General features: G+C 58.5%; 11 protein-coding genes. 3 read left to right on the top strand and 8 right to left on the bottom strand.

Translation table 11 applies throughout. The annotated features are described in order from the left end of the window. Positions 1-14: 14 nt before the first annotated feature. The 5 genes from IBT46_RS06055 to IBT46_RS06035 form a co-directional block, all read right to left on the bottom strand. Positions 15-5,597 (bottom strand): AAA family ATPase, encoded by a 5,583-nt coding sequence (locus IBT46_RS06055; protein WP_200544862.1) that lies wholly within the window; start codon positions 5,595-5,597, stop codon positions 15-17. Further along, positions 5,594-5,980 (bottom strand): response regulator transcription factor, encoded by a 387-nt coding sequence (locus IBT46_RS06050; protein WP_200544861.1) that lies wholly within the window; start codon positions 5,978-5,980, stop codon positions 5,594-5,596. Before IBT46_RS06050 ends, IBT46_RS06055 begins: the two co-directional genes overlap by 4 nt. Before the next feature lie 40 nt (positions 5,981-6,020). Then, on the bottom strand, positions 6,021-6,272 hold the full coding sequence (locus IBT46_RS06045; RefSeq protein ID WP_105591855.1) for a XapX domain-containing protein: 252 nt from the start codon (positions 6,270-6,272) through the stop codon (positions 6,021-6,023). Positions 6,273-6,297: 25 nt separating this feature from the next. Beyond that, positions 6,298-6,456, bottom strand: a complete 159-nt coding sequence (locus IBT46_RS06040; RefSeq protein WP_105591856.1) for a DUF1427 family protein — start codon at positions 6,454-6,456, stop codon at positions 6,298-6,300. A gap of 62 nt (positions 6,457-6,518) precedes the next feature. Next, complete coding sequence (locus IBT46_RS06035; RefSeq protein WP_200544860.1) at positions 6,519-7,205, bottom strand: hydrolase; 687 nt, start codon at positions 7,203-7,205, stop codon at positions 6,519-6,521. Positions 7,206-7,520: 315 nt separating this feature from the next. Between IBT46_RS06035 and IBT46_RS06030 the strand changes: the two genes are divergently transcribed. Both IBT46_RS06030 and IBT46_RS06025 read left to right on the top strand, forming a co-directional pair. After that, entirely contained in the window at positions 7,521-9,398 is a 1,878-nt protein-coding gene (locus tag IBT46_RS06030; protein WP_200544859.1) for an amidohydrolase, read from the top strand. 190 nt (positions 9,399-9,588) lie between these two features. Continuing rightward, positions 9,589-11,214, top strand: coding sequence for an MFS transporter (locus IBT46_RS06025; RefSeq protein WP_200544858.1), 1,626 nt, complete (start codon positions 9,589-9,591; stop codon positions 11,212-11,214). Between the two features lie 67 nt (positions 11,215-11,281). Here IBT46_RS06025 and IBT46_RS06020 read toward each other — a convergent pair whose 3' ends face one another. Further along, complete coding sequence (locus IBT46_RS06020; RefSeq protein ID WP_200544857.1) at positions 11,282-12,007, bottom strand: pirin family protein; 726 nt, start codon at positions 12,005-12,007, stop codon at positions 11,282-11,284. Positions 12,008-12,132: 125 nt separating this feature from the next. On the opposite strand from IBT46_RS06020, the gene IBT46_RS06015 reads away from it, so the two are divergent. After that, positions 12,133-13,011, top strand: a complete 879-nt coding sequence (locus IBT46_RS06015; RefSeq protein WP_200544856.1) for a LysR family transcriptional regulator — start codon at positions 12,133-12,135, stop codon at positions 13,009-13,011. 109 nt (positions 13,012-13,120) lie between these two features. Here IBT46_RS06015 and gap read toward each other — a convergent pair whose 3' ends face one another. Both gap and IBT46_RS06005 read right to left on the bottom strand, forming a co-directional pair. Then, on the bottom strand, positions 13,121-14,122 hold the full coding sequence (gene gap / locus IBT46_RS06010; protein WP_200544855.1) for a type I glyceraldehyde-3-phosphate dehydrogenase: 1,002 nt from the start codon (positions 14,120-14,122) through the stop codon (positions 13,121-13,123). Between the two features lie 164 nt (positions 14,123-14,286). Next, complete coding sequence (locus tag IBT46_RS06005; protein WP_200544854.1) at positions 14,287-15,159, bottom strand: LysR family transcriptional regulator; 873 nt, start codon at positions 15,157-15,159, stop codon at positions 14,287-14,289. Between the last annotated feature and the right edge of the window lie 103 nt (positions 15,160-15,262).

Raw genomic sequence — 15,262 nt, 5'->3', positions numbered from 1 at the left:
TTCTGAGCCGTTCCTCAGGGAACTGGATGTGAGCTTTCAGCTTCCGTTGGCAGCGTAAACCAGAACCGGCTGCCGCCGCCCGCGCGGTTTTCCGCTTTCAGCTCGCCCTTATGCCTTTTGATAATCCCTTCGCTGATGGTCAGTCCCATCCCCATTCCCTCTTTTTTGGTGGTGTAAAAAGAGTCGAAAATACGCAATATCACCTCATCCGACAGGCCGGTGCCGTTATCCGCCACTTCGAAAAGAATCGTATCCGGGGTCGGATTACACGATGACAACTTCAGCACGCTGGAACCCCGACCTTTTTCAACCATCGCATCAATCGCATTCACCACCAGGTTCAGCAGCACCTGTTGGATCTGTACCCGCTCGCAGTAAATGTTGTCATTCATCGCGCGCAAATCTAAATCCAGCGAGATCCAGCGCCGTTCCAGCTCCATACGCGAAAGCGACAGAATATCCCGCGCAAGATGATGCAGTTTTGCCGGAGCAAACTCAGAGAGCTGATTGCGGGTTAACGCCTGCAGCCCGCGAATAATGTCCCCCGCGCGCTTCCCTTCACTCAGAATTTCCTGCAGGCCGTGGCAGGCGTTATCCATATGTTCGGGGCCGCGTTTGATCCAGCGCATGCTGGCACCGGCATTGGCCACAATCGACATCAGCGGCTGATTAATCTCGTGAGCAATCGAGGCGGTAAGCTGCCCGACCGTGGTCGCACGGGAAACACGGGCGAGATCGGCCTGCGCGATGCGCACGGCATCTTCTGCCAGGCGCTGCGAGGTGATATCGGAAATGGTGCCAAAATATTCGCTGACGTCGGGCTGATTCTCGACCGGATCGCCGATGCCCTTGATATAGCGGCACTCGCCGTCGCGGCGGATAATGCGGAACTCCGCCTGCATACTGACGCCGTCAATCACGCTTTCTCTGACCAACTCGCTAATGCAGCCATGGTCGTCGGGATGCACCATCGTCATAAATTCCACCATCGACAGGCTGGTTTGCTCCTGTGGCAGACCGAGAATGCGGCGATATTCTTCAGAAATCATCATCTGGTCCTTTGCCAGATTCCAGTGCCAGGTGCCGGTATGGCTGATTTTCTCGCCCATAATCAACGAGGTCTGGCTGGCGCGCAGCTGTTTTTCAACCCGACGGCGGTTAACGTTCTCCTCCATCAGCTCGGCATACAGCCGCGCGGTTTCCAGTGAGACGGCAGCCTGCGCGCCCAGCATCGATACCACGCGGGAATGTTCGGCGGTAAACACATCCGGCATCAGGCGGTTTTCCAGATACAGCACCCCGACCATACGCGCCTGCTTAAACATCGGTACGCACATCACCGCCGCGCCGGAAGCCACCAGATAAGGGTCCTGGCTGAACGGACTGAACACTTCCGGTTTGCCGGTGCGGATCTCCTGCCCGGTACGGATCACCGCCGACAGCACCGACAGCGGCAAATCCGTAGCCAGCGGTGTTTCCTGCACGATTTTAACCCGAATACCGTCGGCGGTGGTGGCCGCCCGCGCCTCAATTTCCGGCACGCTGCCGTCCAGCAGGCGGATCAGCAGGCAGTGCTGTGCACCTGCTCTTTCCAGCAGCATCATCATCAGCGTGTTGATCAGGCGGTCGAGGTTAATCTCTTCGGTCAGCGCCCGCACCGCGGTAATCACGCTTTGCAAATCACTCAGTTCCGCACTCTGCTCAAACGACACCGTGCTGAAGGCCGCGTGGCGCTGGGAAGAGGCATGGTGAGGATAGCGCAGCTCCAGCTGTCTGACTTTGGCCCCGGCCCCCCAGCGCTCCCAGGCCGCCATTGCCCCTTTGATATAGCCATCCGCCGCCACGCTCAGTCCACAGGTGCTGGCATAACCGGCGGCCAGCTCGCAGGCCAGGCCGTTGATATGGTCAAAGCGGCCTTCGCGCGACAGGGTGATTGCCAGCTCGTACTGCTGGGCGGCCTGGAGTGAATCCCCCTCCAGCCGCAGCATTTCCGCGCGCAGCAGCCCGGCTTTATCGGCAAAGGTGCGCGGATTTTCAACCGCCCAGGTGGCAATCATTTCATAGTGTGCGGCGACAAACTGCCGGTGTTCCTCGGTACAGGTCTGTGAAGTGAGCGGAATAGTCACCGACAGCGCGCTGTAGAGGTGGAAATCAAGCCGGTGTATATGACCGGGGATCGAACCGGTAAGCGGCGCGGCCTGGGCAAAGCAGTCGCTGGCGCAGGCATATTCCCCGGCGAAGAAGTGCGCCATGCCGCGATATAGCCACGACCAGAACTGCATCAGCAGAAGGGGTTCAATGGCGGTGCCCGGTTTCATCTGCAAAATGGGCACCGGCGTGAAGTTTTTGCCGGAGAACGGCTCATCCCCGGCGAAACGCAGAAACAGCACGTAGTCGCGCTGCATCTGCAAAATCACTTCAACGTCCCGATACTGTGCCTTGCTGACATACGCCAGGCCGCGCTCGATGGAGGTCTGTACCCCTTCGAGGTGATCGCCGCGCGTTAAATAGTTCATCACCAGATGGCGCAGGGCCAGGCAGGCAGACGTGCGATCCCCTACGGCGACGGCGGTATCAAAGGTGGTTTTGGCACATTCGATAGAATAGGTGGTTGGCATGGTCCAGATACTGACCTGGTCCAGCGGCAGCAGCGTCCGCGCCTTGAAGCTGGTGAAATCGTGTTTATAGACCAGTTCACGGGCCAGCAGCGTGCTGGCAAATCCCCGGCTGTATTCGTTGTAATGATCGCCGCACAGCACGCCATACCAGGAAAGCGCAAACGTCGAGGCACCGGTCATGCCCTTGTCCATAGTCAGATGCAGCATCTTACAGACGATCATAAAGTGCAGGCGCGGGCTGACAAACGCGGCGAACATGCAGGCGCTGGCCATCAGATTCATGATCGCTTCGGTTTTACGGCAGGTCATTAGCGGCAGCGGTCTGAGGCGGGTATAGGGGTTTTTACCCACCTGCTCCTTGAGTTTGATGCGGGCGGCATCGCACTCGGCTTTGTCCGGCTCGCGGTTCAGATGAATGCCGAACACCGCCAGCCACGCAATTGCCGTCTCCAGCGCCAGCTTGCTGTCTGACCGCCGCATATGGATTTCCGCCATCATGCAGGCGGCAATCGCCTTATCGGTGGGGTTCCCCGGTGCGCTGAGCAGCTTAGTGCAGTGGCCCTGCGCGGTCGACAGGTTACCGTGCAGGAATTCGCACTCCGCCGCTTCCAGGGTAAAGGTGAAATCTTCTTCCGCCGTCAGCGGCGCATCCATTCGCTGGGTGGCCTGTAAAAATCGCAGTGCCGAAACATAATCCCCGGTGCTTTTTGCCCGCCGGGTTGCCAGCAGGATCAGCTGACGATATCGGCTCGCGCTCTGACGAAGCAGCCCGGCGTTTTTAATTGCAGCCACATGATGCACGACCCGAAACAGCGCATCGTTGCTGAGATCTTCATTGGCCCGCTCTGCCAGCAGACTGGCGGCACGCAGGTGAAGACGATCTTTCTCATCCGTGCCGATCAGGTTGATTGCCGCTTCATGCACACGATCGTGAGTAAAAGCATAGTCATCCTGATGCAGGGTAATCAGCTGCGCCACCGCCGCCGGCAGCAGATGCATGCGGATCTCTTCCTGCGTCAGATTCAATACTTTGCCGGGCAGAGTCAGCCCGCCGGAGCCGCCCAGGCACGCCAGGCTACTCAGCACCTGCCGGGTGATGTCCGGCACAATCTCCATGCGCTGTAAGACCAGACTGGCAACATTTTCACTGTACTGGCAGGCCTTGATCGCATCGAGATCGTAGTGCCAGGTCTGCGGGAATTTACGGTGACTGATTAAGCCGTGCTGCACGGCCTGGCGGATAAACTCCTGAGTAAACAGCGGATTGCCGCCCGTTTTTTCATGCACTACCCGCGCCAGTTCGCAGGTGGCGGACGCCCGCACGTGAAACATGCCCGCCAGCCGACGGGCAATCTGTTTGATGCTCAGGCTCTGCGGCGTAATGTCGGTGACCCGCACAGACGATGCCCGCAGCGTGGTCAGCAGCCCGCGCATGGTCTGGCAGGGCAAAGTAGCGAAATCCTTGTGGCTCACGACCACCATCAGTGGGATATCTTCACTCTGGCTGAGCAGGTTTTGCAGCAGGGCCAGGCTGGCGCGATCGGCCCAGTGAATATCATCAATCATCATCACCAGCGGCCTGCCGGGGGTGGCAAACGCTTTGATCATGCTACAGGCCATGGTGTTGAAACGATCGCGGGCATCCAGCGAGTGGATATCGACCGCGAAGTGGCCTTTCTGATTGAGCAATACGCCCAGTTCGGGAAAAAAGTGGATCGCCAGTTCACTGTAGTCACCCAGCAGGCGGGTAAAATGCGCGCGCCAGCGGGCGATATCCATCGCAGGCAGTCCCATCAGTTGCAGGGTCAGCGTGCGGATAGCGGAGATCAGGATACCGTGCGGCAGAATCGGCGAATGCCGATCGGCTTTCACCACCGTCAGCAGCAGTTTATTCTGCTGTAGTTTTTTCGCGGCGGAAGCGATAAGCGAGGTTTTTCCCGAACCGAGCGCGCCGCCGATCATCACCAGCTTGTGCTTGCCGCTGTGGCTGAACCGCTCAAATGCGTCCAGCACCTCCTGTGCCTGCGGGTGATCGTAGTACATCACATCCGAAGACGGCCCGGTCTGTGGCAGATCATGTGAGCCGAGGTCAAAGCCTTCAATCTGGCCGTCGGGGGTGATAAGCAACAGGCAGCGGCGCAGATCGGCCTGCACCCCTTCGGCGCTTTGATAGCGCTGCTCCGGCGATTTACACAGTAAACGCAGCACGATTGCCGAGACCACGGCAGGTACATCGTGACGCACTCGCTCAGGAGGCAGCGGCTCGGAGGCAATATGGTGATGCACCCACTCAGAATGCCCGGCTCCCGGCGTGCCAAACGGTAATTTGCCGGTCAGCAGCTCATACATCACGATGCCAAGGCTGTAGAGATCGCTCAGGCTGCTGACCCGCTGGGTGGTGCGCGTGGTGTGCTCCGGGGACATATAGGCCAGTGTACCGCCCGATGCGGGGAGCTGTGTTTGTAGCAGCACCTCCGAAGCAGGACAGGACAGACCGAAACCACCGAGCCTGAAACCGCCCTCCCCGCTAACGAAAAAATGGGCCGGTTTGATATCGCCGTGGATCAGTCCCTGCTGGTGCATCATTCCCAGCGTACCGGCCAGCATGGCGGCACTGTGCAGGAAGCTCTCCAGCGATGGCCGCTGCTCGCGCATCATATCGGCCAGCGTCTGATAGGCGAAATCCGGGTAAATCAACGCATAGCGACCGTGGTACAGCGTATGGGCAGAGGGCTTCAGCGCCCACTGCGTTGAGAGATTGTCGCGCAGCAGGTATTCATTTTTAAGCAGTTGTGAAACCTGAAACTGAGCGGCTTCGCTGGCGGCGGTGGTGAGAACACACTGTTCGCCTGATGAGGGATGGCGGCATAAAAACCATTCGCTGTTTCCCTCCTGCGCCAGGGCGGTGATGATAAGCTCGTCGGACAGGGAAAATGCGCTGGGTTCAAAGGGAGGATGCGCTTCCGGCAGTGTACTCATCTGCGCCTCCTGTCCGTCGCCAGCGCCAGACGCACGCTATCAAGCAGCGTATCGATATCAATGGGCTTCGGTAAAAACGCAATGGCCCCGAGGCTGATAGCATAGCGCAGCGTGTTGTCATCACCGTTGCCGGAAATAATAATACCCGGCGGATTTTCAATACGCCGGGTAAGTTCGATAAACAGCTCAAAACCGCTGATCCCTTTGAGCCTGACATCAATGATAAACAGCGCAGCTTCTGCCAGCGCATCGGCATCATCCAGCAGCGTTTCCGCCGACTCATAAATCCGGGTTGAGTATCCCTCCGACTGGAGCAGGTTACTCAACCCACTGCGAACGGAACGTTCGTCATCAACGACGACAATGCGCTGCGACAGCTGCATGCTGTTATCCTTTGAAATGCTCAGGAACGTGAGAGCGTCCTTAACCAGACTTTTCGTCTGGCGGCGGCGTGCCGCTGATTTTCGGTACGCACTCCTGTTTAAACCAGGTGAGCGTCACCGGCTCTCGTTTAATCAACCGTTTAACCAGCGGGATAATCTGTTCCCCCACCAGCATGCCAAACAGTCCCACCAGCGCGAAAATCGGTGGAGCCGGTGAATCAACGGCGATCAGTGAATAAATCACACCGGCCAGCATGCCGACCAGCAGTGAAATAGCGTAAGACTTTAACATCTTCACCCCATCCTGTTAGCAGAAATCAACGCGACAGGAACTGCGCGGCAAGCTGACCACCGATAACCATGCCCAGCAGGCCAATCAGTGCAATGGCGGGCGGTGCCGGTGAGCGCACGTTCAGCAGCGCGTAAACCAGCCCGATCAACACACCTGCGCCCAGCGAAACGAGTAATGGACTCATGGTTTTCCCCCGTCATAAGTCAAAGCCAGCCGGCGCACGGGGCACCGGCCGGCAAAGAACAATTAACGTGCCGGGACCGGAGCCAGGGTACGGTGTTCGCTCTTCTGACGTGAAGGCGCTTTGTGCACCATGGTGTAGGCGTAATCCACGCCGATACCGTAAGCACCAGAATGCTCTTTCGCAATGTCCATCACGGCGTTGTAGGTATCGCGGTGTGCCCAGTCGCGCTGCCATTCCAGCATCACCTGCTGCCAGGTCACCGGGATCACACCGGCCTGGATCATGCGCTGCATCGCGTAGTCATGCGCTTCTTTGGTCGTAACGCCGGAGGCGTCAGCCACCATATAGATTTCGTAGCCGCCTTCCAGCATGGCGCACAGGGCGAAGCTGTTGTTACACACTTCGGTCCACAGGCCGGACACCACGACTTTCTTCTTGCCGTTCGCCGCCAGCGCATCACGCACTTTCTGGTCATCCCAGGAATTCATTGACGTACGCTCCAGGATGTCCTGGCCAGGGAACACGTCCAGCAGCTCTGGATAGGTGTTGCCCGAGAAGCTTTCGGTTTCCACGGTGGTGATAATGGTTGGGATATTGAAGACCTTCGCCGCCTTTGCCAGCGCAACGGTGTTGTTCTTCAGCACCTGACGGTCGATTGACTGCACGCCAAAGGCCATCTGCGGCTGCTGGTCGATGAAGATGATCTGGCTGTTGTGTGGTGTCAGGACTTCAAGCTTCGAGTTAGTCATAGTAATACCCATTGAGGTTAATGTTGCTGGATTAATAAAAAATGACGACGTTAATGACTCTGCATCACCCGGGTCGCGGCTCTGTGGAGCGTCCCGGGTTGACCATGGAGCGCAGTCTACGAAGCTTTTTTTCGCCGCACTATTATCTCTGTGTATACCTATACGGAGGGATACCTATCCGTTTGTATAACTAGACGCTCGTCCGCCCTGCTGACCATAATCCCGCCATCTACCTAACCGTCCTGCCTTTTCGGCAGCGATTTTCTTTGTCCGTGGCCGTCGGCCTGATTCGGACATCTCAGTTCAGGAGGTTCTATGGTAACGCTGGGTAAAGCAGACCTGATTTTAACCAACGGCCGTTTTCATACCGTCGATCGCGAAAATCCGATTGCCGACGCTGTGGCGATCCGCGACGGCAAGTTTCTGGAAGTCGGCACCCTTGCCGAAGTGATGCAGCACAGTTGTGAAGGCACGAAGATCATCGATCTGAAGGGACATACGGCAGTACCGGGGCTGAACGATTCACACCTGCACCTGATCCGCGGCGGGCTGAACTACAACCTGGAGCTGCGCTGGGAAGGCGTGCCGTCGATTGCCGACGCCATGCGTATGCTGAGGGAACAGGCCCTGCGCACGCCAAACCCGCAGTGGGTACGCGTGGTCGGCGGCTGGAATGAGTTCCAGTTTGCCGAGCGCCGCATGCCAACGCTGGAAGAGATCAACGAAGCTGCACCGGATACCCCGGTCTTTGTGCTGCACCTGTACGATCGCGCCCTGCTGAACCGCGCGGCGTTAAAAGTGGTGGGCTACACCCGCGATACGCCAAACCCGCCGGGCGGCGAGATCCAGCGCGATAGCAACGGCAACCCGACCGGCATGCTGATTGCCCGTCCGAATGCGATGATCCTGTACTCCACGCTGGCCAAAGGGCCGAAGCTGCCGCTGGAACAGCAGGTTAACTCCACCCGCCAGTTTATGCGCGAGCTGAACCGTCTGGGGCTGACCAGCGCCATCGATGCGGGCGGCGGCTTCCAGAACTACCCGGAAGATTACGAAGTGATCACCGAGCTGCACGAGAAAAAGCAGATGACGCTGCGTATCGCCTACAATCTGTTCACGCAGCGCCCGGGCCACGAGCTGGAAGACTTCGAAAAGTGGACCGATATGCTGACGCCGGGTCAGGGGACAGACTACTTCCGCCACAACGGCGCGGGCGAGATGCTGGTGTTCTCCGCCGCCGACTTCGAGGATTTCCTTGAACCGCGTCCGGACCTGGCACCGGGGATGGAAGATGAGCTGGAGCGCGTGGTGCGCCACCTGGTGGAACACCGCTGGCCGTTCCGCCTGCACGCTACCTATAACGAATCCATCAGCCGCATGCTGGATGTCTTCGAGAAGGTGAACCGGGATATTCCGTTTAACGGCCTGCACTGGTTCTTCGATCATGCGGAAACCGTCACCCAGAAGAATATCGATCGCATTAAAGAGCTGGGCGGCGGCATCGCGGTGCAGCACCGCATGGCGTTCCAGGGGGAATATTTCGCCGAGCGCTACGGGATTGAAGCCACCAAACACACGCCGCCGGTGGCGCGGATGCTGGAAACCGGCGTGCCGGTCGGGCTGGGAACGGATGCCACCCGCGTGGCCAGCTATAACCCGTGGACTGCACTGTACTGGCTGGTTTCCGGCCGCACCGTCGGCGGCATGCAGATGTATGACGTCAACGCCCGCCTGGATCGCGACACCGCGCTGATGCTGTGGACCCAGGGCAGCGCCTGGTTCTCCAGCGAGCAGGGTAAAAAAGGCCAGATCAAAGCCGGTCAGCTGGCGGACCTGGCCGTGCTGAGCAAAGACTACTTTGCGGTGCCGGAAGTAGAGATCAAAGGCATTGAGTCGGTGCTGACCGTGGTCGACGGCAACGTGGTGTATGCGGCGGGATCGTTTACCTCCGAGGCGCCACCGTCGATTCCGGTACTGCCGGAATGGTCACCGGTGATCAAATTCCCGGGCCACTACCGCAGTGCGCCGCCGCAGGCAAACGGTCGTGCCGCCTTTGCTTCGCAGCCTCACCAGTGCAGCGGCCCGTGCGGCGTACACAGCCATCATCATGATATCGCACGCGGTTCCAGCGTGCCGGTGGCCGAGGACAACGCCTTCTGGGGCGCGCTGGGCTGCAGCTGCTTCGCATTCTGATCCCCTGAAACACGATTAACTCTGCCGCCCCGTATCACTACGGGGCGGTTTTTCTGCGCCTGAATTCCAGCGGGACGTGCCGTCGTGCCGGGTTTCCTGAGGCGCTTAACTTTAGTCACCGACCGACGCCGAATGAAAGATCGCGATTGCGGATGCCTTTCAGGGCGGGTTGGTAACAGGAGGTGCGCTTATGGCGCAAACTAACGATATTCACAGCGCCACGCCGGAGGTTGCCGAATCGCCGCAGGCCGGCGCATCACCGTGGCAGCCGCTGAGCCAGCCGGTCTTTCGCCTGCTGTGGATTGCCACCGTCGTGTCTAACATCGGTTCCTGGATGAACGATGTCGGCATCAACTGGACCATGCTGACGCTCAGCGCCGATCCGCTCAGCGTCGCGCTGGTGCAGGCGGCCGCCAGCCTGCCGATGTTTCTGTTTGCCCTGCCTTCCGGGGTGATGGCCGACATTGTCGACAGGCGAAAATATTTACTGTTTTCCCAGCTGTGGGTGTTTATCGCTGCCGCCGGGCTAACCGTGCTGTCCTTTACCGGCCACGTGACGCCGTTGATCCTGCTGATCGCGGCATTCCTGCTCAGCGCCGGGGCAGCGATGAGTTCACCGCCGTTCCAGGCAATCGTGCCGGATCTGGTGCGCAAGGAGGAGCTTGGCCCGGCCATTGCGCTTAACTCGCTGGGGATTAATATCAGCCGAGCGATTGGCCCGGCGCTGGGCGGCCTGATCCTCTCCTTTGCCGGTCCGTGGATGGTGTTCCTGCTCAACGCGTTGTCCGTTCTCGGCGTGGCGTGGGTGCTGTATCGCTGGAAAGCGGAACCGGCGGTGCAGCGCCTGCCGCCGGAGCACTTCTTCTCTGCGGTGCGCGCGGGTTTACGCTACGTGCATGCCGCACCGGTTTTGAGAAACGTGCTGGTCCGTACGGTTGCCTTTTTTGTCTTCGGTAGCGCGGGCTGGGCGCTGTTGCCGCTGGTCGCTCGCCGCGAATTAAATCTTGGCCCCGGCGGCTACGGGATTATGCTGGCGTTTATCGGCGTCGGGGCGATTTTCGGTGCTGTGCTGCTGCCGCGCCTGCGCCAGCGCTTTAACCCGGATCGGCTGATGGTCCTGTCCAGCCTGATGTTCGCGGTCACTCTGCTGGCGCTGGCCTTTGTGCGAAATTTCTGGCTGCTGAACGCCTTCGAATTCTTTACCGGCTTATCCTGGATTGCGGTGCTCTCCACGCTGAATCTGGGGGCGCAGCGCAGCGCGGCGAAATGGGTGAAAGCCCGCGCGCTGGCGGTATACCTTACCGTGTTCTTCGGCTCCATGACCGTCGGCAGCGCGGTATGGGGGCAGCTGGCCTCGCATTACGGTATTCCGGTTTCTCTGTGCGTGGCCACGGTCGGCATGATACTGGCCAGCACCACGGTACTGCGCTGGCGGCTGAATCAGGACCCGGACCTGGATCTTGACCTCAGCAATGTCGACAGCGCCGTTCCGGCACTGGATATTCATCACGATCGCGGACCGGTGATGGTGAGCTATGAATATCTGATCCGCGCAGAGGATGCGCATGACTTTATCCTGTGTATGCAGGATATGCGACGCGTCAGGCGGCGCGGCGGGGCCATTAACTGGTCGGTGTATGAAGATATCCTGCAGCCGGGTATTTTTGTGGAAACCTTCATCGTGGGTTCCTGGATGGAGCACCTGCGTCAGCAGGATCGCTACACCATGAACGATCAGAAAATCCAGAACCGGGTGTGGGCATTCCATCAGAAAGAAAACGTGCCGGACGTTCGTTATCTGGTGGCCCCGGTTTAAACGACTCGCTTAACGTTAACGCATAAAAAAAGCGCTGACCGAAGTCAGCGCTTTTATCCTCTGTCGCTTAGCGCGTTCGCTGGTTCACTTCCACCGGGCGCAGATCGAACAGCAGCACTTCCGCATCCTGGCCGTCGGTAAAGGTCAGCGTCTGCTCGTTACGCACCCGCGCCCCGTCGCCCTCCTTAAACTCAATGCCGTTGACGGTGATGCTGCCACGGGCAACGTGAATGTAGGCGTAACGATCGTCCGGCAGCGTCACCGTCTGGCTTTCGTCACCGTTAAACAGACCGGCGTAAATCCGCATGTCCTGACGCACCTTCAGCGATCCGTCGGTGCCCTGCGGCGAGACAATCAGCCGCATCTGGCCGCGCTTTTCGCTGTCCGGCACGGAAACCTGCTGATAGCCCGGCGCGGTATTTTTTTCCGCTGGCACAATCCAGATTTGCAGGAAGTGGACGCCTTCCGTCTGCGAATGGTTGAACTCGCTGTGGGTCACGCCGCTGCCCGCGCTCATCAACTGCACGTCACCGGGGACAATCACCGAACCGGTTCCCATGGAATCTTTATGCGCCAGCGCACCTTCCAGTACGTAGGAGATGATCTCCATGTTGCTGTGCGGGTGTGCGCCAAAGCCGCGGGATTTGGCCACCTGGTCATCGTTAATCACCAGCAGGTCTGAGAAACCGACCTGTTTTGGGTCCCAGTAGTTGGCGAATGAGAAGGTGTGGCGTGAATGCAACCAGCCGTGATCGCCCAGGCCGCGCTGTGCTGAAAGTCTTTGCTCGATCATGATGTGTTCCTTAGTTTTTGTTGGGTGGCGGGCGTTTGCCCTTCCGATAGACACAGAATATAAGTAAACTCATATGCCCAACAATGGCCTGCACAGGCAATCACTGTCGCATTTTAGTGGACAATATGCAGATAGAAGACCTCAGAATTTACGTCGCCGTGATTAACGCCGGCAGCTTCACCGCCGCGGCCGAACAGCTGCTGCTGTCCAAGCAGTACGTCAGCCGCCGCATGGCCACGCTGGAGGCATCGCTCGGCGCACGCCTGCTGGTCCGCAACACCCGTAAGCTGTCGGTGACCGACGCCGGGCAGACCTTTGCTCAGCACGCGCTGAAGATCCTCGACAACATTCAGGAGGCGGAGCAGTCGGTTTCAGAGCACCGCCGCGAGCTGCACGGCACCTTTCGCCTGAGCATGCCGATGTCATTCGGCATGAGCCATTTGTCGCCGCTGCTGGCCACCTTTCTGGCCCGCCATCCCGCCGTGCAGCTGCACACTGAACTGGCGGACCGCTACGTGGACGTGATTGGCGAAGGGTTTGATATGGCGATTCGCATCGGCACCCTTGCGGATTCCACGCTGATGGCCCGCCGTCTGGGTGAGCTGAAGCGGGTGATCTGCGCCAGCCCGGCCTATCTTCAGCGGGCAGGCACGCCTCAGGTGGCGGAGGATTTGCAGCACCACGCCTGCCTGCGCTTCGGGCGAGAAGGGCAGTACGGCTGGGAGCTGAACGTTGAGGGTAAAACGAAGGTTTTCGCCGTGTGCGGTCCGATGCAGAGCAATAACGGCGAGGTGCTGCGCGATGCGGCGGTGGCCGGGCTGGGTCTGGTGCTGCTGCCGGAGTTTATCGTCGGTGAGGCGCTGAAGCGTGGGGATTTAGTCACGGTACTGGATGCGTGCCATCCGTCGTCACTGATGCTTAGCGCGGTGTATCCGCAGCATCGTCAGCAGAGTGAAACCATCCGCGTGCTGATCGACTTTTTACTGGCCGAGCTGGGCCGCTGAAACGCAAACGGGCCGCCGCTTCTCAGTATTAGAGAAACGGCGGCCCGTATCTACTTATCAACGTCTCAACATTCAGCGTTTCAGCGTTTCAGCGTTTCAGCGTTTCAGCTTACAGGCTGATGTACTTATGCAGCACGCGCACAAGCTGGGTCACAAATCCGTACTCGTTATCGTACCAGGAGACGGTTTTCACCAGCTGCAAATCGCCCACTTCGCTGATTTCCGTCTGGGTCGCATCGAAGATCGAACCAAACGGCAGGCCGATCACGTCCGAGGAAACGATCTCGTCGTCGTTGTATTTAAACGATTCGTTATTCTCGCAGGCGGCTTTCAGCGCGGCGTTAATCTCGGCCACCGTCACTTTTTTCTCCAGCACGCTGACCAGCTCGGTTACGGAACCGGTTTTAGTCGGTACGCGCTGCGCATGACCTTTCAGCTTGCCCGACAGCGCCGGGATCACCAGACCAATGGCTTTCGCCGCGCCGGTGGTGTGCGGAATAATATTTTCTGCCGCCGCACGCGAGGCGCGGAAGTCCTTGCCGCGCGGCCCGTCAACCAGTGCCTGGGTGCCGGTATAGGCGTGAACCGTGGTCATGGTGCCCACGCGGATGCCGAAGCTGTCGTTCAGCGCTTTCGCCATCGGTGCCAGGCAGTTGGTGGTGCAGGACGCTACGGAGATAATGGTATCGTCCGCCGTCATCTGGTCATCGTTGACGTTATAAACGATAGTTTTCATCTCACCGGCCGGGGCAGAGATCAGTACGCGTGCCGCGCCCGCATCAATGTGCGCCTGCGCTTTTTCGGTTGAGGTATAGAAGCCGGTACATTCAATCACCACGTCGACGCCCAGATCGCCCCACGGAATGTTGCGCGCGTCTTTTTCAGCGAAGACGGTGATCGTTTTGCCGCCCACGACCAGCGATTTTTCACCAGCGCTGACCGAGGCCGGGAACGCGCCGTAGTTGGAATCATACTTCAGCAGGTAGGCGAGCATTTCCGGCGAGGTGAGGTCGTTAATTGCCACGATTTCCACCGGCTCGTTTTGCTCAAGAATACGACGAAGCACGAGGCGACCGATACGTCCGAAACCATTGATGCCAATCTTTTTCATGGGGCTCTCCACCATTCTGTTCAGTAGTTGATTACGCCACCCGCTTAATCAGCCGGGTGTTGCGCAGCTGTTAAAAAGCATAATCCCCATAGCGAAGAACAAACAGCGAAAAGCTTTGTCGTCTAACGTCAAAAAAAGTGAATGAGGCTATTTTCTCCGATGGATCAGAGATTTCGGTAACTCAGGTAAGAGATAAACTGCTGAACGGCGCGGGAGCAGGTTTTGCTGCTACGCAATGCCAGCCCGATATCACGATACGGGGCACCCTCTATCGGCCTGGTGACAATCTGATGCGGCACGCTTCGCAGGATCAGACGGGGCAAGATGCTGACGCCCAGCCCCTGTGCGACCATCGCCATCACCGCGTAGTCATCCCACAGGGTGAATTTGACGCGCGGGCTCAGCGACGCCGCGCTGAATATCTCGGATATTTCGTGACTGTTGCCCTTTTCCAGCAGGATAAAAGGCCGATCGCAGAGTGCGCCGAGGGGAATGAGGTCATTTTCCGCCAGCGGATGATCCTGCGGCAGCACCGCCAGATAATCATCTTTTTCCAGGAATATCGTTTCCAGTCCCGGCAGTGATGGCAGGCGGGTAAAGCCGCAGTCGACACGGCCCTCGGCAATCCACGACTCGATTTCGGTGTAATCCCCCAGCAGCAGTTCGAAATCTATATTCGGGTAATCGCGCTGAAAGGCACTGAGCATGCCGGGCAGCCAGTGGGTGGCGACGCTGGAAAAGGTGCCGATACGGATCATGCCGGACTGCAGCCCGTTGAGCGCATCCACCTCCGCCTGCAGCTTCAGGTATTCCTCACAGACGCTTTTCGCAAAAGGCAGCAGCGTGATGCCGTCGGAGGTCAGCCGCACGCCGCTGCGGTGACGCTCAAACAGCGATACCTGCCACTCTTTTTCCAGATCGTTAATCATCCGACTGATCGCCGACTGGGAATAAAACAGTTTCTCAGCCGCACGGGTAAAGCTGCCCAGCTCCACCACTTTGATAAAGGCTTTGTATTTCTGAATATTGATATCCATCCGGCGATCTACCCATCTGATTTTGTCATGCAGTCCATGATAAACATTCGTTTTTGTCATTTCAAAGCCGATGGTAGATTGCCCGTCATCTGAACCGAAGACA

The sequence above is a fragment of the Erwinia sp. S38 genome, from assembly GCF_016624545.1.
Lineage (GTDB): Bacteria > Pseudomonadota > Gammaproteobacteria > Enterobacterales > Enterobacteriaceae > Erwinia > Erwinia coffeiphila.
Note: the sequence above shows the minus strand (reverse complement) of the source record. Positions and strands in the feature narration are given on the sequence as shown.